Origin of the sequence: Actinoplanes sp. CA-030573 (assembly GCF_050951115.1) — a bacterium.
Classification (GTDB): Bacteria; Actinomycetota; Actinomycetes; order Mycobacteriales; family Micromonosporaceae; genus Actinoplanes.
Genome location: NZ_CP192038.1, coordinates 262,251 through 282,560, shown reverse-complemented (window position 1 = coordinate 282,560; position 20,310 = coordinate 262,251). Strand labels below are relative to the sequence as shown.

Below are 20,310 nucleotides of genomic sequence, written 5' to 3'. Positions count from 1 at the left end.
CATCGACACTTAAGCCCAACCAAAGGTGGGCGATGCGACGATCCGTGCATGAGCGCGTCTACGCCCGGCTTTCCGACCTGGGTAGATCTCGGGACCGCGGACCTGCGGGATGCGCAGCGCTTCTACACGGCGCTGTTCGGGTGGGACGTCCACTACGACGGGTCGTACACGACGTTCCTGCTGAACGGGCGGCCGGTCGCCGGGGCCGGCCCGCTCTACGACGAGGGGCAGCCGACGGCCTGGAGCACGTACATCGCGACCGCCGACGCCGACGACGTGGCCGCCCGGGTCGCGGCCAACGGCGGCAAGGTGCTGGTGGCGCCGTTCGACGTAGCCGACCAGGGACGGATGGCGGCGTTCCTCGACCCGGGCGGCGCGCCGTTCAGCGTCTGGCAGGCGTACTCGATGAGCGGCGCCGCCCTCTTCGACGTGCCGGGCGCGCTGACCTGGAACGAGTTGAACACCCGGGATCTGGCCGAGGCGCGCGCCTTCTACGGCTCGGTATTCGGCTGGGCGTTCCGGGACAGCGAGATGGGCGGGCTGCCCTATCTGGTGGCCAAGCTCAACGAGACGGCGATCTGCGGCCTTCAGCCGATGCCGGCCGATCTGTGGCCGGCCGACGTCTCGCCACATTGGATGGTGTACTTCGCCGTCCACGACTGCGACCGGACCGCGGCCCACGCGGCGGCGCTCGGTGGACTGGTTGTATACCCGCCGACGAGCCTGCCGATCGGGCGTTATGCGGTGCTGGAGGACCCACAGGGCGGGATGTTCGCCGTTCTGGCCAGCAACCGGTAGGGCGTCACCGCACCGGCACCACCAGCGGGCCGTGCTCGCCCTCGATGACCCGTACGCGTACCCGGTAGTGCTTGGCCAGGTTGTCCTCGGTCAGCACCTCCGCCGGCGGCCCGGCCGCGACCACCTGCCCCGCCGCCAGCAGCACCATCCGGTCGGCGTACTCGCCGGCCGTGGTCAGGTCGTGCATGGTGGCGAGCACGGTGAGGCCGCGCTCGGCCCGCAGCCGGTCGACCAGCTCGAGCACCTCCTGTTGGTGCCCGATGTCGAGGGCGCTGGTCGGCTCGTCGAGCAGCAGGATGCGCGCGCCCTGGGCGAGCGCGCGGGCCAGGAAGACGCGTTGGCGCTCGCCGCCGCTCAGGGTGTCCAGCCGGCGGCCGGCGAACCGTTCCAGATCGAGCTCGCCGAGAACCTCACCGACGGTGGCGAGGTCGGCGTCCGACTCGCGGCCGAGAGGAGCGACATAGGGCGTACGCCCGAGCAGCACGTAGTCGAAGACCCGCATCGCCGGGGGCACCACGGGCGTCTGCGCGACGGTCGCGACGGTCTTCGCGCGTTCGCGGCGGTGCAGCTTCTCCACGGCGACACCGTTGAGCTCGACCAGGCCGTCGAACGGCAGCAGCCCGCCGATGGCCCGCAGCGCGGTCGACTTGCCCGCCCCGTTCGGCCCGATGACGGTGACCCACTCACCGGGCGCGACGTCGAGGTCAACGCCGTCGACGATGAGCGTCTTCTCCAGGCGTACGCGCAGGCCCACCACCCGCACCGCGGTCATGGCGCGGCGGTTCTCGTCGTGCGCAGCACCACGATGAAGAACGGCGCCCCGAAGAAGGCCGTCACCACGCCGATCGGGATCTCGGCCTGGCCGCCGGCCGTGCGGGCCAGCAGGTCGGCCAGGGCCAGGAAGGCGCCGCCGAACAGCACCGACAACGGCAGGATCGACCGGTAGCTGGGCCCGGCCAGCAGCCGCATCGTGTGCGGGACGATGATGCCGACGAAGCCGATCAGGCCGGACACCGAGACGGCCGCGGCCGTGCCCAGCGACGCCGCCACGATCAGCAGGTAGCGGCTGCGCTCCGGATGCAGGCCGAGGCCGGTCGCCTCCTCGTCGCCGACGGTCAGCACGTCCAGCTCGCGACGCTGGGAGAGGACGATCGCGCCGGTCACGGCCGCATAGGGCAGCACCAGGAGCACGTCGTGCCAGCCCGCGGTGGCCAAGCGGCCCAACAGCCAGGAGTAGACCTCGCGCAAGGCGTCCACGTGGCGCTGCATGACGTACGTCTGCGCCGCCGCGAGGAACGACGAGACCGCGATTCCGGCCAGGATCAGGGTGGCCGGTGAGCGATCGCGGCCGCCGGCCGCGCCGAGAAGCCAGGTGAGCGCCACCCCGATGAGCGCGCCGACGAAGGCCGCGACCGGCACCCCGAACGGCAGGTCGACCGTCGCGTCGCCGGTGCCCGCACTTGCCCGGAACGCGATCACGGCGGTCACCCCGAGCCCGGCGCCGGCCGCCACGCCGAGCAGGTGCGGATCGGCCAGCGGGTTGCGGAAGACACCCTGGTAGGCGGCGCCGGCCAGGGCCAGCATGCCGCCGACCAGCAGGCCCAGCACCACGCGCGGCAGGCGCAGCTCGATCAGGATCGCGACCTCACGCTCGGTGAGACCGCTGTGCAGGCGTACGCCCGGAATGAGGTTGAGCAGCTCGGCCGCGACGCCCGCCGGCGGCAGCGGAACCGGGCCTGACGCCAGGCCCGCGATCAGCGCGACCAGCACCGCGAGAACTCCGCCCGCGAGCCACGCCGGGCGAAGACCGGCGGGCCGGACCCCCGGCTTGGTCGGCCGCGCTTCGCGCAGGCCTGCGGTCACGCCGGGACCTTGGCCACCGCGTCGGCGACGGACTGCACGAGATCGACGGTACGGGGTCCCCACCGCGACGCGATGTCATCGTCGAGCGCATAGATCTGGCCGGCCTGGACCGCCGTGATCGTCTTCCAGCCCGAGCGCGCCGCCACCGTCTGCGCCGACTGCTGGCAGCACTTGCTGTCGGCCAGGAAGATGGTGTCCGGGTTCGCCTTGATCAGCGCTTCCTGGGACAACTGCGGGTAGCCGCCCTTGCCGCCGTCGGCGTCGGCCGGATCGGCCACATTGGTCATGCCGAACATCGAGAAGATCGACCCGATGAACGTCTTCGACGTGACCGAGTACAGCGTGGGGTCGAGCTCGTAGTAGTAGCTGAGCGGCTTGCTGCGGGCCGGCACGCCCTTCACGATCTTGTCGATCTGGGTGGCCATCTGCTGGTGCAGCGCCTCGGCCTCGCCCTGGTGACCGGTGAGCGTGCCGAGCTGCCCGATCTCCTGGTACGTGTCGTCCATGCTCACCGCGGCCGGCACGAGGAACACCGGGATCTTGAGCTTGTCGAGCTGCGACACGATCTTGTCAGTGTCGTTGGAGATCACCACAAGATCGGGGTTCTTGGCCGCGATCGCCTCGGCGTTCGGCTTGAACCCGGACAAATCCGACTTAGGGGCATTTGCCGGATAGTTCGACTGATCATCCACGGCTACGACCTGCGACCCGGCTCCGATCGCGAAGAGCATCTCGGTCGCGGTCGGCGTGAGCGAGACGATCCGCTTCGGCTGCGCCGCCAACGTCAGATCACCGACGGTGACCGGATAGGACGCCGCGCTAGCGGCCGCGCTGCTCGGCGTCGTGCCCGAGGTCGCGTTGTCGTGGTCGCCCCCGCCACACCCGCCCGTGAGCAGCAGGGCGGCGGCGGTCACGACCGCGGTGAGCACACGCTTCATCGAACTTCCTCCTGTCGGCCGGGCGCTTGGTGCTGCTTCGCCGACAGGACCCGGAACACCGGCCCGCCCGCGAGGCGCCCCTTCCCCGGGAGCGCTACTTCGCGACCGACACGCAGGCGACCTGGCTAGCCTCACGGAGGCATCACAGTTGCGGGACAGCGCCGGATTCCCACCGGCTTCGCTGCGACGCGGTCCCTCGAACGCTATCCCACCGCCACGGCGGCGTTACGGCCGACGTCCGAGCTCGGCACTGTGCTCTGCTTACCCAGACGCGCGGCCAACACCGCGCGGCGGATCGCGCTGCGGCTTGTGCGCTACTTCTTGTCCTCGGCCGGCTCGGCACTGACGACCGGGTCGGTTGCGGCGGTGACGGAGTTGGCCGCGGGCTCAGCGGCTCGGTCTTCTTCAGCAGGCACGGTTGGTGCGGCGGGTGCCGCCGATGCCGCCGGTGTGGCGGCTCGGTCGCCCGCGGCGGCGGCCTCCTCGTCGCCGGCCAGGGCGGCTCGCAAGCGCTCCTTCTCGGCGGTGCGGCGGGACGCCGCGCCGGCCAGTTGTTCGCCCATCTGGTTGCGCCAGTCGGCCAGCAGGAAGTAGGAGAGGACGGCCGAGACGACAAGGGCGATCATCGCCTTGATCAGGATGTTCAGCGGGAGCGGCAGAAGCAGCACGAACAGCAGCACGAACAGGCCCAGGCGGCCGAGCGTGTACTTGACGGCGGGGTTCATCTCTATCTCTCCCTAGCCCGCTCGATGGCTGAGCCACCGCAGGCCGTAGAACCAGACCAGGCAATAGACGACCGTGCACGCGGCGGCGCCGACGACGCCGCTGACCAGGGCCGGGAACGTGGAAGCGGCCAAGCCCGCGAAGGTCATGCCCGCGGTCACGCCGAAGCCGGCGGCCAGGATGGCCACCACGAACCGGTAGGGCCCGGGCCCGGCGGCGCGGAACTCCTCGGTGAACAGCCACAGCGGGAGGATCAGCACGAGCCAGCCGCTGGTGTGACCGAACTCGGACGCCCTGGCCAGCGACAGGATGCCCTCGAACGCGAGCAGCAGGACGACGCCGATCACCAGCCCGGCGAATGCGGTGCCCAGCAGGTCGCCGATGGTGGACAGGCGCCCGCTGGGGTCGCGGCGGGGGCGCCGCTCACTCTTCGTCTCGGTCATGACCCCCTGAGGGTACGCCGTGCCGAGTCGTCCCTTTACGCCCAGACCTGCTGTGGCTCACTCCGCCGGTCGGCCAGCGGCGTGGGCTTGTCGTACTCCCGGACGACCTCGTAGCGCGTGTTCCGCTCGACCGGCTGGGAGCCCGCGTCCCAGATGAGGTTGAGCAGGTCGTCGCGGTGCATCGTGTTGGGCGTGCCGTACGAGTCGGCGTCGTGGGTGATCTTGTACTCCACGACGGACCCGTCGAGGTCGTCGACGCCGAAGTTCAGCGAGAGCTGGGCCACGGACAGACCGTGCATGACCCAGAAACACTTCACGTGCGGCACGTTGTCGAACATCAGACGGGAAACGGCGAAGGTCTTCAGCGACTCGGCGGGCGCGGCCATCGTCGTACGGGATTGGATGCGGTTTCGGATCTTGCCGTCCTTGGAGTCCACGAAGTCGTGCTGGTAGCGCAGTGGGATGAAAACGGCGAATCCGCCCGTCTCGTCCTGCAGCTCCCGCAGGCGCATGACGTGGTCGACCCGGTGCCGGCGCTCCTCGATGTGGCCGTAGAGCATGGTGGCCGGGGTCTTCATCCCCTTCTCGTGGGCGAGCCGGTGGATGCGTGACCAGTCCTCCCAGTGGCAGTCGTGGTCGACGATGTGCTGCCGGACCTCCCAGTCGAAGATCTCGGCGCCGCCGCCGGTCAGCGACTCGAGACCGGCATCCATCAGCTCGTCGAGGATCTCGGTGGCCGGCAGACCGCTGATCTTCTCGAACCACTGCACCTCGGTCGCGGTGAAGCACTTGAGCTTGACGTTGGGCAGCGCCGCCTTGAGCTCGCGCAGCACCTTGGGGTAGTAGCGCCAGGGCAGCGTCGGGTGCAGGCCGTTCACGATGTGCAGCTCGGTGAGCTGCTCGTCCTCCATCTCCTTGGCCTTACGCACGGCCTCGTCGATGCGCATCGTGTACGCGTCTTTCTCGCCCGGTTTACGCTGGAACGAGCAGTAAGCGCAGCTGGCCGAGCAGACGTTGGTGAGGTTGAGGTGCCGGTTGACGTTGAACATCACCCGGTCACCGTTCATCTCGGTGCGCTTGTGGTGGGCCAGCCCGCCCAGCCAGGCGAGATCGTCCGACTCGTAGAGCGCGATGCCGTCCTCACGGGTCAGCCGCTCGCCGGCGTAGACCTTGGCCTCGAGCTCGCGCTTCAGTCCGGCATCCATGTGCGCCCCTTTCCTAACCTCGCCGTCGAGAGTACGACCCACCCCTGACAAGAACGCGCCGACCGTCGACCGAGCGGCCCAGCTCACGCCGCCGTTCTCTTGATTCCCAGCTTTCTTTCACCGTCGATCGATCGACACGCGTGTGAGCGATGCGGTAAGCAATTAGAGGGACACGAAGGAGCGACGGTCACACCCCCGATCGTCGCTACGGACGGGGAGCTCATGGCAACAGCACGGCAGACGGACCGTCAATACCGCACCGCACGCCCGTGGTGGCGTCCGGCGCTGTATTCGGCTGCCGCGACGGCGGCCATCGCGGCCCTGTTCAACCCCGTCCCCGCCCTGGCCGCTCCCGACGCTCCCCAGGTGCCCGGCGCCCCGCAGGCACCGCTGGCCCCGGCCGTGCCCGACGTCGGCTCCCGTCCGATGGCGCTCGGCACGCTCGTCCTGCCCGGCCAGCCCGCCACCACGACCCCTCCCCCGACCGCGGCGACCAGCATCGTCGGCGCCGCCACCAGCCCCGTCCTGCAGCGGATCGAGAAGGGCCGCGCCGAGATCGCGACCATGGGCGACCAGCTGATCCAGCTCGGCACCGACCGCGACCTCGCGCAGACCCAGGAGCAGACCGCCGAGCAGCGATACACGAAGGCGGTCGAGCAGCTGCAGACGGCCCGGGCCGAGGCCGAGAGCGCCGCCGCCCAGTCGATGATCGAGGCCGCGGCCCTGCCGCCCGGCGCCTTCGAGCCGGGCCTCGCCGGCCTCGACGACCTCGCCCGCATCCAGCGCGGCGACCTCGGCAACGAGCAGGCCGCCGCCCGCCAGCTGGAGAACGCGGAGACCACCGTCCAGCTCGCGCTGGACGAGGAGACGCTGGCCAAGCAGCACCACGACGACCTGGTCACCAAGTACACCAAGCTCAACACTCAGCTCGGCAAGAAGCAGGCGGCGCAGCAGGCTCTCGAGCTCGCGCACGCCGACGAGCTGAGCGCGGCCGAGTCGAGCGAGACCGCCGCCGACAGCCAGCTGGGCGCGCAGTACCTGGCCGGCGCCGAGGCCGGGCGCGGCGCCGACCCGCGGGCCATCCAGGCGCTGACGTTCGCGCTGGCCCAACGGGGCGACCCGTACGTGTGGTCCGAGGAGGGCCCGGACAAGTACGACTGCTCCGGCCTGATGTACGCGGCGTACCACTCGGTCGGCTTCCCGCTGACCCGCGTGTCCCGCGACCAGTACTGGCAGACCCGTAACAAGGTCGTCGACCGCTACTCCCTGCTCCCCGGCGACCTGCTGTTCTTCAGCTACTCGAACAGCTGGCGCGGCATTCACCACGTCGCGATGTACGCGGGCGACGGCATGATGGTCGAGGCCCCGCGCACCGGTCTGAACGTGCGGTTGGTTCCCGTCCGCTGGACGCGGCTGTTCCAGGCCACGCGCGTCTTCGGCTCGGTCGAGGGCGTCACCGAGGGCCCGGTCCTCGGCGCGCCCGATCCCGACCCGGCCGACGACCCGACGACGACCACGCCGGACAACACGTCGCCGGCGACGACGAGCCCGACCACGCCGACGCACACGACGAAGCCGACGTCCCCGGCCACGTCCAAGCCGACCACCACGCCGCCGACCTCGCCGAGCACGTCGCCGAGCAGCTCGCAGCCGACCACCACGCCGACCTCGTCGAAGCCGACCACGTCGCCCACGTCGTCGCCCACGCCATCGCCCACCTCGTCGAAGCCGACCACGACGGCGCCGACCACGACGGCGCCGACCACGACGGCGCCGACGCCGGCGGCCGATCCGACCACAACCACGCCGGCCCAGCAGCAGACCACGGCGCCGGCGTCCTCGACGACGACCGGCTCCGACGCGTCGCACTCCTCGGCGGCGGCGAGCAGCGCCACCAGCTCGGCGAACGCGACCGAGGAGGCGACCACTTCGTCCTCGCCGTCGGCCGGTTGATCCGCATTCGGTCGTCGACCGGGCGGTAAAAGATCGCCTTTCCGGTGGTAAGGGACCGGCCTCGCGAGTGGCCGGGATGGTGCCGGGTGTGCTCACGAGCGCGGATATGGCACGGTTAGAGGCAGCGTCCGGCGTCCCCGAACCGTCGGCGTGCGGTCGGGAGGGTTCATGGACGAGCGGCAGGCGACACCGGACGGCGACGGCACCAAGCCGGCTACCGGTGACGACCAGGAGGCGTACGCCCCGCCGCCGCCCCCGGCCCCCGGCGCGCTCTGGGCCTCCCCCGCCACCGATCCGCCCGCCGCCGCCCCCACCAGCGGCGCCGCCTCGGGCCGCGCGGCGGTCGGAAAGCCGGCGTCCGCACCCGTCTCCGGTCCGGGCAGCACGTCGCGCGCCGTAAGCGCCTCGGCCCCGCTCTCCGGTCCCGGCGGCACCTCGCGCCCGATCAGCGGCTCCGCCCCCGTCGGCGAGCCCGGCAGCGTCTCACGCTCGGTGAGCGGCTCCGCCCCCGTCTCCGGACCGGGCGGCACCTCGCGCCCGATCAGCGGCTCCGCCTCCGTCTCCGAACCGGGCGGCGGCTCGCGCGCGATCAGCGGCTCCGCGTCGGTCTCCGGGCCGGGCGGCACCTCGCGCGCCATCAGCGGCTCAGCGCCGGTCTCCGGGCCGGGCGGCACGTCGCGGTCGGTCGGTGCGTCGGCGCCGGTTTCCGGGCCGGGTCGGGTCAGTGGCTCGGCTCGCCCGGTCAGCCCAGCGAGCGACGGTCTCGTGCCCGAGCTGGTCGACGACTCCTCCCGGACACTTCCGGCCAAGCCGGGTGCGGGCGCGGCCCGGGCCTCGGTGCCGGGCGCGATCAACGCCGACCCGGCCGCGGTACGTGCGGCGACGTGGCCGAGCGGCCAGGCGAACGTCTACGGTGGCCGCCCGGCCGAGACTTCCGCGACCGAGAAGCCCGCGGTGTCCTCGAAGTCGATCGGCTCGGCCTCGGTGGCGCCACCCAAGCCCGACGACGAGACCGCCAAGGCGCGGCTCAAGCCCGCCGAGCCCGAGCCGCCGCGAACCAGCGACTCTCAGGCCTCGGAGCCCGACCTGCCGCAGGCGAAGTCGTCCGATTTCGCACCGCTGCGTGCGAGCGATCCCAAGCCCTCCGAGCCCGAGCCCGCGCAGCCCGAGCCCGGCGACCCCACGCCGCCCGAGCCCGACCCGGCCGAGCCGAAGCCGGGCGACCCCAAGCCGGCCGAGCCCAAGCCGGGCGAGCCCAAGCCGAGCGAGCCGAAGCCCGCCGACCCGAAACCGGGTGAGCCCAAGCCGGGCGAGCCGGAGCCGAAGCCCGAGCCGGACGAGCCTCAGCCCGAGCCGGGCAAGCCCGAGCCGCCGCGGCCCATCCCGGTGCCCCCGCGTCCCGAGCCGGCGAAGCCCGAGCCCTCGAAGCCCGAGCCGCTGCAGCCAGAGCCGCCGCGGCCCGAGCGCCCCGGGCCGTTGGAGCCGCCGGCGCCGTTCCCGGGTCCGAGCCCGTTCCCCAGTCCGTCGCCCTTCCCGGCGCCGGGACCCACGCCCGGCCCGGCACCCACGCCCGGTCCCGCACCCACCCCCGGGCCCACGCCGAGCCCGACTCCGGGGCCGGTCCCCACGCCGCCGGTTCCGCCCGCGCCCAGCCCGGTGCCGCCCGGCCCGGTGCCGCCGGGTCCAGGACCGTCGCCGGTCCCGCCCGGTCCCGGACCGAGCCCGGTGCCACCCGGCCCGGATCCGAGCCCGGTCCCGCCGGGTCCGAACCCGAGCCCGGTGCCGGGACCGCCCGGACCGAGCCCGATCCCGGGCCCACCGCAGCCGGTCTTCCCCCCGCCCCCGACCATCCGGCAGCAATCAAGCCAGCCGCCGTCGGCCCAGCACCCGTCGGCCGACCCGACGATGGTTCAGCTGCCATCAGCCCAGCCGCCGTCGGCCAAGCCGTCGAACGAGCCGCCGACCCAGCTGCCAGTGTCTGACCCGACCATGGTTCAGGTGCCCATCCCTCCTGGTCTGCGCCCGACTCCCGGCCAACCGGTCGGCGGGAGCAATGCCGGCGGCGGGCTGCCGGCGTACACCATGCCGTCCTCGAGCCCCTCGAAGCCGGCGGCGAACCCGCCGCAGAACCCGTTCGGGGTAGGCGGACCGGCCGCTATGACCCAGCCGTTCGGTGTGAATTCGGCGCCGACCGCGCAGGTCAGCGCGCCGGCCTACCCGCCGGGATTCGATCCGGCGGCGACCATGGCGGTGCCGCAGCAGCGTGGCCTCGGTGACGCCGACCTGGGTGGCACCGTCTACGGCACCGGTGGATATCCGTCGATCGAGACGACGATGCCGGTCTCCACCAACGCGATCGAGAACTCCGGCTCGCTGACCGGCCATATCCTGGCCCAAGGCTGGCGTGACGAGATCGTGGACCGCCGTCGCGGCAACCTCAAAGTAGTCATCGCCATGCTGGTGGTGCTGGGGCTTCTGGTGACGGTGAGCGTGGTGTTCCTGCTCACCGCGGGCAGCGCCTTCACCGACATGATCTCGGGGATGTTCGACTGAGTTTGTCGCCGACGGCAACCGGGCCTATCCTGGCGAGGTTGCCCCGCGGGGTGAGCCTGCCCACTGCGGGCACGGAATGCGGTCGGCGGTCCAAACGTTGAGCCGTACACTTATGACAGTTGTTGACGCGGCGTGCCTTTACGAAGCACGCCACGGGCGTTCTTGCGGGCATTACAGCGGCAGGCTCATGGCAGCCGCGGCGGGCCATTCGCGAGCATGCGCCCCCGTAGAGAGGTTCTCTTGACCACTTTCGCTGACCCCAGCACGTTCCCGTCCGTTTTCGAAGCAACCGAAGGAACCCCCGCAATCGAAGAGGCCACCGAGGCCCCCGTCGTCGTGGAGACGCCGGCGGCGCCGGCGGCTCCGGCCAAGAGCTTTGGTGATCTCGGTCTCCCCCACGAGATCGTGCGCGTGCTCACCCGCGAGGGCATCACCACCCCGTTCGAGATCCAGGCCGCGACCATGCCCGACGCCCTGGCCGGCCGGGACGTCCTCGGCCGTGGCCAGACCGGCTCCGGCAAGACGCTGGCGTTCGGCCTGCCGCTGCTCGCCCGGGTGGCGCAGGGTGGCCGGGCCAAGCCGCACCACCCCAAGGCCCTGATCATGGTGCCGACCCGCGAGCTGGCCATGCAGGTGGCCGACGCGCTGCAGCCGCTCGGCCGGGCCGTCGGCGTCTTCCTCAAGACCGCCGTCGGTGGCGTTCCGTACGACCGCCAGATGGACGCGCTGCGCCGCGGCGTCGAGGTGATCGTCGCCACGCCGGGCCGTCTCGGCGACCTGATCGAGCGTGGCGCCTGCAACCTCGACGACGTTGAGATCACGGTGCTCGACGAGGCCGACCAGATGGCCGACATGGGCTTCCTGCCCGAGGTCACCGAGCTGCTGGCCAAGACGCCGGAGCACGCGCAGCGCCTGCTCTTCTCGGCCACTCTCGACGGTGACGTCGACACGCTGGTCAAGCGGTTCATGCACGACCCGGTGACGCACTCGACCGCGCCCGCCGAGGCGAGCGTGTCCACGATGGACCACCACCTGCTGCTGATCCCGCCGCAGGAGAAGTTCCCGATCACCGCGGCGATCGCCAACCGGCCGGGCAAGACCATCGTCTTCGCCCGTACGCAGATGGGCGTCGACCGGCTGGTCGAGCAGCTCCGCCAGGTGGGCGTCCGGGCCGGGGCCCTGCACGGCGGCAAGACCCAGCGGGTCCGCACCCGCACGCTCGCCGAGTTCAAGGAGGGCCGCACCAGCGTCCTCGTGGCGACCGACGTCGCGGCCCGCGGCATCCACGTCGACGGCATCTCGCTCGTCGTGCACGTGGACCCGCCGAAGGACCCGAAGGACTACCTGCACCGCGCGGGTCGCACCGCCCGGGCCGGCGAGTCCGGCGCCGTGGTGACGCTGGTGCTGCCCAAGCAGCGCCGCACCACCCAGGCGATGATGGGCCGGGCCGGTGTCGCGCCGGCCGAGGTGCGGGTGCGTCTCGGCGACGAGAAGCTCACCGCGATCACCGGTGCCCGCGAGCCCTCGGGCGTGCCCGTGGTGGACGAGCCGGAGCCCCGCCGCGAGCGTGGCGACCGCCCGCGCGGCCGTTTCGGCGACCGCCCGCAGCGCTCGTACGGTGACCGGCCGCAGCGTACGTACGGTGACCGCCCCCGTGGCGACCGTACGGACCGTGACCGCTCCTACGGTGACCGTCCGCAGCGCTCGTACGGCGACCGGGACCGCGGCGGCTTCGAGGGCCGCCCGGCCCCCGAGCGCACCGACCGCCCGTTCGTCGACCGCCCCCGGGGCGAGCGCGGCTTCTCGCCCCGCAACGGCGAGCGCTCGACCGGCTTCCGCCGCGACAACCCGCGCAACGACCGGCGAGACGGCGCTTCCGGCCGCTTCGGCTCGGCTCGCCCCGCCCGCAGTTACTGATCGGCAGTGCCCGGGGACGCTCGCATGCGTGCGGGCGTCCCCGAACTCGGGTAGAGGTAGAGGCATGCCGCCGATGCCTGACTCGCTCTTCTGGGAACGACGCGACACCACCGGGTCCGAGCACGCCCTGATCGACGCGCGCGCCGGCCTCTACGCCCGGGGAACGGCGCTGGCCGTCGACCCGATCCCGTACACCTGCCGCTACGAGCTCCGCACCGAGCCGGGCTGGTCCACGGCCCACCTCGACGTGACCGCCGAGGGCGCGGGCTGGACCCGCAGCGTCCGGCTGGAACTGGCCGCCAACCGCTGGCGCGCCACCACCGCCGAGCAGGGCAACCTCGACGCGGTGCTCTCGGCCGCCGGGCACGCCGGCGCCGGCCTGCCGGGCATCGAGGACCCCGATCTGCTGTACGGGGCGTTCGACGTCGACCTGAGCGGCTCCCCCCTGACGAACACGCTGCCGATCCGCCGACTGGGCCTGCTCAAGGCGGAGCCCGGCGTCGCACACCGGATCAGCGCCGCCTGGGTGCTGCTGCCCAGCCTCGAGATCGTCCAGGCCGACCAGATCTACACCTCACTCGGCGACAACCGCATCCGGTACGCCAGCGAGACGTTCAGCGCCGACCTCACCGTCGATGACGAGGGCTTCGTCGTCGACTATCCGGGCCTGGCGCATCGGGCGCAGTTGAAGTAAAGCTCACCCGAGGCCGGGCTGCGGCCGGTTCTCCCACTTCGTCGACAGGGCGATCGCCGTACGGGTGGAAGCCACCCCCGGCGTGCGGTTGATGCGTACGATCAGCTGCTCCAGCTCGGCGATCGTGCCGACCCGCACGATCAGCTGGTACGACTCGACGCCGGCCATGAAGTAGCAGCTCTCCACTTCGGGCATGGCCCGGACCGCGGCGAGCACGTCGTCGGTGTCGGCGCCCGAGTCCTCGATGATGCCGATCAGCGCCGTGACCCCGAGTCCGAGCGCCTCGTGGTCCACGTCGGCCCGGTAACCGCGGATGGTTCCGGCCGCTTCGAGCTTGCCGACCCGCTCGTGCACGGCCGGCGCCGACAGCCCGACCTTGCGGGCCAGCTCGGCGTACGACGAGCGCGCGTTCTCCCGTAGCAGGTCGATCAGCCGGAGGTCGATGGAGTCCATGAGTCAGACCCTAATCGGGTGGCAGATAGCTACTCACGCCCGGTAGCGACGTATGGGCGGCAGGATAACGATCACTGTCGCAATTAGGGCTTTTTCCGCATTCCAGGGACTCGGTTCCGGGGCAATGCTCTAATGGCTTTACGTCCCGATCGAGCACGCCGACACTCACCGTGATCACGGCCGCTCCAGAAGACCGACGCGAGGAGGGGGTTGTGGACACTGGAGATCGTCTGCTGACACCGGGCGAGGTGGCCGCGCTGTTCCGCGTCGACCCCAAGACGGTCACGCGATGGGCCGCCGCCGGGCGTATCGGCAGCATCCGGACTCCGGGTGGCCACCGCCGATTCCGCGAGTCCGAGGTCCGCGCCCTGCTCGAGGGCGACGGTGTGGTGGAGGAGATGCGGGAGGACGACGCCGCCAATCGTCCCCGCAATGCGGGCCCGAGCAACCCCGGCATGGGCTACGGCCCGCCGAACGGGTTGCGCTGAGCGTTCAGCTCACCCTTCCACCGGGTCAACAGAGTGTGCCGTACGCCGAGCGCGTCCAGCACCTTGCCCGCCACGAAGTCGATGAGCTGCTGAGCGGTCGCCGATGCCCCGGAGCCGTAGAACCCGGGGCTGGCCGGCAACACGACCGCCCCGGCATCGAGAAGCGCGATCAGGTGCTCCAGGTGACTGCGCGTCACCGGGGTCTCGCGCGGCACCACGACCACGCGCCGCCGCTCCTTGAGGTTCACCTCGGCGGCCCGCTGCAGCAGGTCCTTCGAGAGACCGATGGCGATGCCGGCGCAGGCCGCCGTGCTGGCCGGCACGACCACCATCCCCTTCGCGGGATAGGAGCCGCTGCTCGGCCCGGCCGCCAGGTCACCGGCCGGCCAGTAGTTGAGATCGCCCAGATCGCGGCCGAGCCAGGCGCTCACGTCGTCCTTCCAGTGCGCGTCCCGCACGCTCGCGCCGGTCTCGTCGAGCAGGGTCAGCCGGGCGGCCCGGGAGACGACCAGATCGACGGGCTCGCCGGCGTCCAGGAGCGCGGACAGCACGGCCCGGGCGTAGGGCGTGCCGGAGGCGCCCGAGACGCCGACGACCCATGGTTCACGCATGACTCAAGTGTGCCCGTCAATAGCGCGCGAGCAGGTGGGTTGCCGGTATGGCGGTGTTCACCTCGACCCAGGTCGACGGCTGCGCCGGATCGGCGGCCGTGACCCCGTCGAGCATCTTGCGGATCTCACTCTGTCTGGTCGTCCCGCCGGCGGTCACCTCGAGCACATATTTGCCGCCGGAGAGCGGGCGGCCGCAGCTGCCGCCCATCAGCTCCCCGTTGCGGCGGAAGCCGTCGATGCAGGTGATCCTCGCCGACATCGTCGGGTCCGACCCGGCCGCGGGCGTGCTCACCCGGATGGCGATGACCTTGCCGGCCTGGCCTTTCTGGTCCGGCGGCAGGCCGTGGTCGGGCTCGCGCATGCGGGCCTCGGCCTGGTCGGCCGGCACCAGATAGGCCGCCGAACGGACCGCGCCGGACGGATCGGCGAAGGCGCCGACGAGCGTGTAGTCGCCGGTCACGTAGCGGGCGGTGAAGGCGATCCGGACCGGCGACGCCGGTCCCGGCTCGAATGCCTCGGCCACCTGCCGGAGCTGAGCGTCGCCCATCCCCTGCGCCTCGGGTTCGATCATGGCGAGCGCACCGTCGGCGTACTCCCAGAGCAGGGAGCGCTCGTGGGACGCCGTGGCCGGCTCGACGAAGTAGGCGGGCCGGCCGTGCACGGGCGCGGTGCGGGTCTTGACCGGCGGCTTCTCGCCCCGCCGGAACGGCTCGACGCCGGCGCGGTACACGTGGAGTGCACCGACCGTCTCGTCGGAGCCCGCCCTCCGGATGGCGGCCGTCTCACCGGCGAGCCCCCAGTCGATCGGGTCCGAGACACGGAACGCCCCGGCGGTGTAGCCGGCGAACGTGAACCGGACGGCCGGCCCGTCCGCCGTCGAGGGCGCCGGGGCCGGCGTGGTGACGTGCGGCGTGACCGGCTGCGGCGCCGGATCGGCCCGGGTGACGATCTGGGGCACCCCGATCGCGACGGCCACCGCCGCCACGGCCCCGATCGCCCACCCGGCGTTCCGGCGGCGCACCCGTCGCCGCCCGGCGGCCACCACGTCGTCGACGTCGACGCGGGTCGGCGGCGCGTCCGCCTTCGCCTCGTTCAACAGGTCAGACAGCTGCCTCATGACGGCCCTCCCAACTGTCGCCGAGGATGCCGCGCAAAGATTCCAAACCCCGCGAGGTGTACGCCTTGACGGTCCCCTCCGGGCAACGCAGCGCGGCGGCGGTCTGCTGCACGCTCAGGCCCTCGAGGAACCGCAGCACGAGGACGGCCCGCACCTTGGCCGGAAGCTGACCGAGCGCGGCCCGCACGTGCACCCGGTCCTCGACCGCGCCGGTGCGGTCCGGCACGGCCCGATCGGGCAGCGCGGCGTGGCTGTGCGCCTGCTCGCGCCGCCACCACGGCCGCCGGGTCTCGTCGATCGCCGCCCGCACGACGGCGGTCTTCGCGTACGCCTCCGGGTTGTCCACGCGCTGCCACCGCGCATAGAGCTTCGCCAGCGCCCCGAGGACCGCGTCCTCGGCGACCTGCCAGTCCCCGCAGGTGAGATACGCGAGCCCCCGCAGCGAGTCCATCCGGGCACCGACGAACTCCCGGAACTCGGCCTCTTTGTCGCTCACGCCGATTAGACGGACGGCGGGCCTCCTGGGGTTACAGCGGATCGCTCTGCTTACCGATACGCGCCCGCACGCCCCCGGCGGCCGTCAGCGGGCGGGCGAGCGCGGCCGGCTCAATGCGTGGGGTACCGGTGGGCCAGCGCGTCTTGGTGAGCAGAGCGATCGGGCCTGCGCCGGCTGGGCGTGGGCGCGAGGCCCACCCAGGCGCGGGGGCCCACCCGCGGGCACGAGGCCCACCCGCAGGCGCGAGGCCCATCCGCAGGCGCGAGGCCGACGTGCGGGCGCGGGCCCGCGGCTACAGGAAGGCCAAGTCGAGGACGGCGAAGAGGAACAGGGCGATGCCGACGAAGCCGTTGGCGGTGAAGAACGCTCGGTTTACCTTCGACAGGTCGGTGGGGGTGACGACCAGGTGCTGGTAGACGAACGCGGCCGCGGTCAGGGCCAGGCCTATCCACCAGAGCCAGCCGAGGCCGACGAGCTGGCCGAACCACACGAACAGCGCGAAGGTCACCACGTGCGTGGCGGTGGAGATGTGCAGGGCGGTGCGGACACCCCAGCGGGCCGGGGTCGAGTGCACGCCGATCTGGCGGTCGATCTCGACGTCCTGGCAGGCGTAGATGATGTCGAATCCGCCGATCCACAGGCCGACGGCGACGCCCAGCAGCCAGGCGGGACCGGAGCCGCTGAAGGTGCCGGTGATGCCGAGCCAGGCGCCGATCGGGGCGACCGCCTGGGCGAGGGCGAGCACGTAGTGCGGGTAGTTGGTGAAGCGTTTCGCGTACGGGTAGACGACCAGCGGGATCACGGCGAGCGGGAACAGCACCAGGCACAGCCAGTTGAGCAGGCCGGCCGCGACCGCCATGACGACCAGGGAGACGGCGGCGCCGGTCCAGGCGGTGCGGACGGCGACGGCGCCGGTGACGAGCTCACGGTTGCGGGTGCGCGGGTTCTGGGCGTCGATCTTGCGGTCGAGGATGCGGTTGGCGGCCATCGCGAACGTACGCCCGGAGACCATCGCGATCGTGATCAGCAGCAGGTCGAGCCAGTGGATGCCGGTGCCGAGCCGGTCGAGGGCGACCAGCGCCGACAGGTAGGCGAACGGCAGCGCGAAGACGGAGTGCTCGATGGCGACCAGGCGCAGGAACGATTTGATCTTGCCCGGCTTCTCCGGGACCGCCGCCACCGCCGTCATATGCCGTATTCCTTCCAGCGCTTGTCCACGAGCGCGACCACCTCGCTCGACATAGCCATCTCCTCCGGCCAGCCGCGGGTGTAGCCCTCGGACGGCAGCTTACGGGTGGCGTCGATGCCCGCCTTACCGCCCCAGAACTGCTGGTAGGAAGCGTGGTCGAGGTGGTCGACCGGGCCCTGGGTGACCATCAGGTCGCGGTCGTAGTCGACGTTGCCGAAGGCCCGGAACGCGACCTCGGCGTAGTCGTGGACATCGCAGTCCTCGTCGACGACCACGATGAGCTTGGTCAGCGACATCAGGTGGGCGCCCCAGATCGCGTTCATGATCTTCTGGGCGTGTTTCGGGTAGCGCTTCTTGATCGAGACGATCACGCAGTTGTGGAAGACGCCGGCGGCCGGCATGTCGTAGTCGACGATGTCGGGGATCAGCATGCGCAGCAGCGGCAGGAAGATGCGCTCGGTCGCCTTGCCCAGGCCGTGGTCCTCCTGCGGCGGCTTGGACGTGATGATCGAGTGGTAGACCGGCTTCTTCCGCATCGTCATCGTCTCGATGTGCAGCACCGGGAACGGCTCGACCGGGGTGTAGAAGCCGGTGTGGTCGCCGAACGGGCCCTCGGGCCGCCGCTCGCCGGGCTCCAGATAGCCCTCGAGGATCACCTGGGCGTGCGCCGGCACCTGCAGCGGGACGGTCACGCAGTCGACCATCTCGACCCGCTCGCCGCGGAGGAAGCCGGCGAACAGGTATTCGTCGATGTCGGAGGGCAGCGGGGCGCTGGCCGCGTAGCAGACCACCGGGTCGCAGCCGATCGCCACCGCCACCGGCAGCCGCTCGCCCCGGCGCTCGGCGACGGCGTGGTGTGCCGTCGAGTCCTTGTGGATCTGCCAGTGCATGCCCAGCGTGTTCCGCGAGTGCTGCTGAAGGCGGTAGAGCCCGAGGTTGCGCTTGCCGGTCTCGGGGTGCTTGGTGTGGGTGAGACCGAAGTTGTGGAAGATGCCGCCGTCGCCGGGCCAGACCTGCAAGCCCGGCAGCAGGCCGAGATCGACCTCGTCGCCCCGGAGCACCACCTCCTGGCAGGGCGCCGTCTTGACCTTCTTCGGCGGCAGCGACTTGAGCTGCATGGCCTTGCCGATGCCCTCGCGGATGCCGGACCAGCCGACCGGCAGCTCCGGCTTGATCAGCGCGCCGATCCGGTCGCCGATCTCGTCGAGCGACTCGACGCCGAGCGCCATGGCCATGCGCTTCTCGGTGCCGAACAGATTGATCGCCACCGGCATGTCGCCCCGCGTCGGCCGCTCGAACAGCATGGCCGGGCCGCCGGCCCGGACGGTGCGGGTGACCACCTCGCTGATCTCCAGCGTGGGGTCCACCGGGACGGTGACCCGGCGCAGCTCACCGGCCGCCTCGAGGGCGGTGAGGAAGCTCTGCAGATCGTCAAAGGGAAACCCGCGAGGTGCCATGCATCCAGTCTTCACCACCGGTACGACAGTTCGGCACTCGGGCGATCACCGTCACTAGCGATGTCCGATTCGAGTTGAGCTGACCGTGAAAGTCCGGAATTTGGTGCGTTGGTGCGGACTCGCGGCCGGCACGGCCCTGCTGGCGGCGGGCGTCTCCGCTCCCCAGGGGATGGCGGCCACCACCCGGCAGCTGCCGGCCTGTCCCGCCGGCAAGGCCTCGACCCGCCCGCCGACCACCCCGGCCGGCCCGGCGGCGCCCGGCGCCTGTCGCGCGGCGGGCCGGGTCCTCGAGTCGGCCGTCCAGCTCACCCAGCCCGGGCAGACGGGCTTCACCCCGAGCGGCTACCACCATCTCGGCGCGAACTCGGCCGGCGAGTGGAGCGGCGTCTCCGGCCGCATCTCGGTGGTGGACGGCTCGATCCGGCCCGGCAGCTACGACTTCGTGGCCGGGCGGTTCATGGTCAAGCGGAACATGGGCGGCGGCCGGATCAACTGGCTGGAGGCCGGCTGGGCGCAGACCGGGTGGGCCGGGCCGCTGCGGCAGCACATCTACACGTTCAACACCAACACCCGCACCTGGCAGTTCTACGACCAGTACGCGCTGCGGCCCGGCGACCGGGTCTGGATCGACCTGCACAGCGATCCGAGCGGGGTGTGGGGCGCGTGGCTGTGGTGGAACAACCGGTGGAACCTGCTGACGGCCCAGCGCCTGCCGATCGGCCAGAGCGCCTATGTCGAGCAGTACGTCGAGGTGCACGTCGACTCGGGCCGGCCGGCGCGGATCGACGTGCCCGAGGTGACCGTCGACAACGTGCAGCTGCGTCCCCCGGACGGCGGGGCGGCGCGCTACTGGCGGGACGACGTCCCGACGCTGACCGGCTATGACGCGGGGCAGCGGCAGATGACCGGCGGCTTCTGCCTGAACTGGGTCAACCGCTACGACACCTGGACGGCCGGCGACTGCGGCGACGCGATCGACCAGCCGCCCGCTGCGCTTCCGCCATCGGCGGACCGCCCGACAAATGCGATAAATCCGGCAAGGGGTGGGGCGACCACGGGGACGAGCGGCGACGCGGGCGCTGGCCCAGGCACGAGCGGCAACGCGGGCGCGGGGACGAGCGGCGAGGCGGGCGCGGGCGCGGGGACGAGCGCGAGCGGCGAGGCGGGCGCAGGCGCAGGCACGAGCGGCAACGCGGGCGCGCGCGCAGGCACGAGCGCGGGCACGGGAACGAGCGGCGACGCGGGCGCGGGAACAAGCGGCAACGCGGGCGCGGGCGTGGGGACGAGCGCGAGCGGCCGGGGAGGCGCGGAGCCGAGCGTCCAACCGGCGCAGAGCGCCGCGCCGGCGGCTACCGGGAGCCCGCGGTCACCGTCGCTGCTCGGCGGGCTGCTCCGCGGCCAGTAGGCCGGGG

19 protein-coding genes and 1 riboswitch are annotated in these 20,310 nt (G+C 71.9%); of the genes, 7 read left to right on the top strand and 12 right to left on the bottom strand.

The window, feature by feature from the left end:
• Nucleotides 1–48 precede the first annotated feature (48 nt).
• Nucleotides 49–798, top strand: a complete 750-nt coding sequence (locus ACQP2F_RS01315) for a VOC family protein (RefSeq protein ID WP_433299858.1) — start codon at nucleotides 49–51, stop codon at nucleotides 796–798.
• Between the two features lie 4 nt (nucleotides 799–802).
• Here the strand turns inward: ACQP2F_RS01315 and ACQP2F_RS01310 are convergent, their stop codons facing one another.
• From ACQP2F_RS01310 to mqnE, 6 genes are all read right to left on the bottom strand, one after another.
• Nucleotides 803–1,570 (bottom strand): ABC transporter ATP-binding protein, encoded by a 768-nt coding sequence (locus ACQP2F_RS01310; protein WP_433299857.1) that lies wholly within the window; start codon nucleotides 1,568–1,570, stop codon nucleotides 803–805.
• Nucleotides 1,567–2,661: a FecCD family ABC transporter permease gene (locus ACQP2F_RS01305; protein ID WP_433299856.1), complete on the bottom strand. Its 1,095-nt coding sequence runs from the start codon at nucleotides 2,659–2,661 to the stop codon at nucleotides 1,567–1,569. The genes ACQP2F_RS01310 and ACQP2F_RS01305 overlap by 4 nt, the downstream gene beginning before the upstream one ends.
• Entirely contained in the window at nucleotides 2,658–3,599 is a 942-nt protein-coding gene (locus tag ACQP2F_RS01300; RefSeq protein ID WP_433299855.1) for an ABC transporter substrate-binding protein, read from the bottom strand. The genes ACQP2F_RS01305 and ACQP2F_RS01300 overlap by 4 nt, the downstream gene beginning before the upstream one ends.
• Nucleotides 3,600–3,693: 94 nt before the next feature.
• A riboswitch (cobalamin riboswitch) is annotated at nucleotides 3,694–3,807 on the bottom strand.
• A 106-nt stretch (nucleotides 3,808–3,913) separates the two neighbouring features.
• Nucleotides 3,914–4,324, bottom strand: coding sequence for a DUF4229 domain-containing protein (locus tag ACQP2F_RS01295; protein ID WP_433299854.1), 411 nt, complete (start codon nucleotides 4,322–4,324; stop codon nucleotides 3,914–3,916).
• Between the two features lie 12 nt (nucleotides 4,325–4,336).
• On the bottom strand, nucleotides 4,337–4,765 hold the full coding sequence (locus tag ACQP2F_RS01290) for a hypothetical protein (RefSeq protein ID WP_433299853.1): 429 nt from the start codon (nucleotides 4,763–4,765) through the stop codon (nucleotides 4,337–4,339).
• A 35-nt stretch (nucleotides 4,766–4,800) separates the two neighbouring features.
• Nucleotides 4,801–5,970: an aminofutalosine synthase MqnE gene (gene mqnE, locus ACQP2F_RS01285; protein ID WP_433299852.1), complete on the bottom strand. Its 1,170-nt coding sequence runs from the start codon at nucleotides 5,968–5,970 to the stop codon at nucleotides 4,801–4,803.
• Between the two features lie 222 nt (nucleotides 5,971–6,192).
• Between mqnE and ACQP2F_RS01280 the strand changes: the two genes are divergently transcribed.
• The 4 genes from ACQP2F_RS01280 (at nucleotide 6,193) to ACQP2F_RS01265 (ending at nucleotide 13,087) form a co-directional block, all read left to right on the top strand.
• Entirely contained in the window at nucleotides 6,193–7,923 is a 1,731-nt protein-coding gene (locus tag ACQP2F_RS01280) for an NlpC/P60 family protein (protein WP_433299851.1), read from the top strand.
• Nucleotides 7,924–8,091: 168 nt separating this feature from the next.
• Nucleotides 8,092–10,476 carry a hypothetical protein gene (locus tag ACQP2F_RS01275; protein ID WP_433299850.1) on the top strand — a complete coding sequence of 795 codons (2,385 nt, stop codon included), beginning with the start codon at nucleotides 8,092–8,094 and terminating at the stop codon, nucleotides 10,474–10,476.
• A gap of 240 nt (nucleotides 10,477–10,716) precedes the next feature.
• A complete protein-coding gene (locus tag ACQP2F_RS01270) occupies nucleotides 10,717–12,393 on the top strand; it encodes a DEAD/DEAH box helicase (RefSeq protein WP_433299849.1) in 1,677 nt (558 codons plus the stop codon).
• A gap of 64 nt (nucleotides 12,394–12,457) precedes the next feature.
• Nucleotides 12,458–13,087: a putative glycolipid-binding domain-containing protein gene (locus tag ACQP2F_RS01265; protein WP_433299848.1), complete on the top strand. Its 630-nt coding sequence runs from the start codon at nucleotides 12,458–12,460 to the stop codon at nucleotides 13,085–13,087.
• Nucleotides 13,088–13,090: 3 nt separating this feature from the next.
• Here the strand turns inward: ACQP2F_RS01265 and ACQP2F_RS01260 are convergent, their stop codons facing one another.
• Nucleotides 13,091–13,540 (bottom strand): Lrp/AsnC family transcriptional regulator, encoded by a 450-nt coding sequence (locus tag ACQP2F_RS01260; RefSeq protein WP_020515111.1) that lies wholly within the window; start codon nucleotides 13,538–13,540, stop codon nucleotides 13,091–13,093.
• 212 nt (nucleotides 13,541–13,752) lie between these two features.
• On the opposite strand from ACQP2F_RS01260, the gene ACQP2F_RS01255 reads away from it, so the two are divergent.
• Entirely contained in the window at nucleotides 13,753–14,028 is a 276-nt protein-coding gene (locus ACQP2F_RS01255) for a BldC family transcriptional regulator (protein WP_026206443.1), read from the top strand.
• Here the strand turns inward: ACQP2F_RS01255 and ACQP2F_RS01250 are convergent.
• From ACQP2F_RS01250 to ACQP2F_RS01230, 5 genes are all read right to left on the bottom strand, one after another.
• Nucleotides 14,001–14,639 (bottom strand): UbiX family flavin prenyltransferase, encoded by a 639-nt coding sequence (locus ACQP2F_RS01250; protein WP_433299847.1) that lies wholly within the window; start codon nucleotides 14,637–14,639, stop codon nucleotides 14,001–14,003. The two genes, ACQP2F_RS01255 and ACQP2F_RS01250, sit on opposite strands and share 28 nt — an antisense overlap.
• Nucleotides 14,640–14,655: 16 nt before the next feature.
• Entirely contained in the window at nucleotides 14,656–15,756 is a 1,101-nt protein-coding gene (locus ACQP2F_RS01245) for a hypothetical protein (protein WP_433299846.1), read from the bottom strand.
• Nucleotides 15,740–16,252 carry a SigE family RNA polymerase sigma factor gene (locus tag ACQP2F_RS01240; RefSeq protein ID WP_433299845.1) on the bottom strand — a complete coding sequence of 171 codons (513 nt, stop codon included), beginning with the start codon at nucleotides 16,250–16,252 and terminating at the stop codon, nucleotides 15,740–15,742. Before ACQP2F_RS01240 ends, ACQP2F_RS01245 begins: the two co-directional genes overlap by 17 nt.
• Nucleotides 16,253–16,544: 292 nt before the next feature.
• Nucleotides 16,545–17,441 carry a menaquinone biosynthesis prenyltransferase MqnP gene (mqnP, locus tag ACQP2F_RS01235; RefSeq protein WP_433299844.1) on the bottom strand — a complete coding sequence of 299 codons (897 nt, stop codon included), beginning with the start codon at nucleotides 17,439–17,441 and terminating at the stop codon, nucleotides 16,545–16,547.
• A complete protein-coding gene (locus ACQP2F_RS01230) occupies nucleotides 17,438–18,898 on the bottom strand; it encodes a menaquinone biosynthesis decarboxylase (protein ID WP_433299843.1) in 1,461 nt (486 codons plus the stop codon). Before ACQP2F_RS01230 ends, mqnP begins: the two co-directional genes overlap by 4 nt.
• 103 nt (nucleotides 18,899–19,001) lie before the next feature.
• Between ACQP2F_RS01230 and ACQP2F_RS01225 the strand changes: the two genes are divergently transcribed.
• Nucleotides 19,002–20,303, top strand: a complete 1,302-nt coding sequence (locus ACQP2F_RS01225) for a hypothetical protein (protein WP_433299842.1) — start codon at nucleotides 19,002–19,004, stop codon at nucleotides 20,301–20,303.
• The last annotated feature ends 7 nt before the right edge of the window (nucleotides 20,304–20,310 follow it).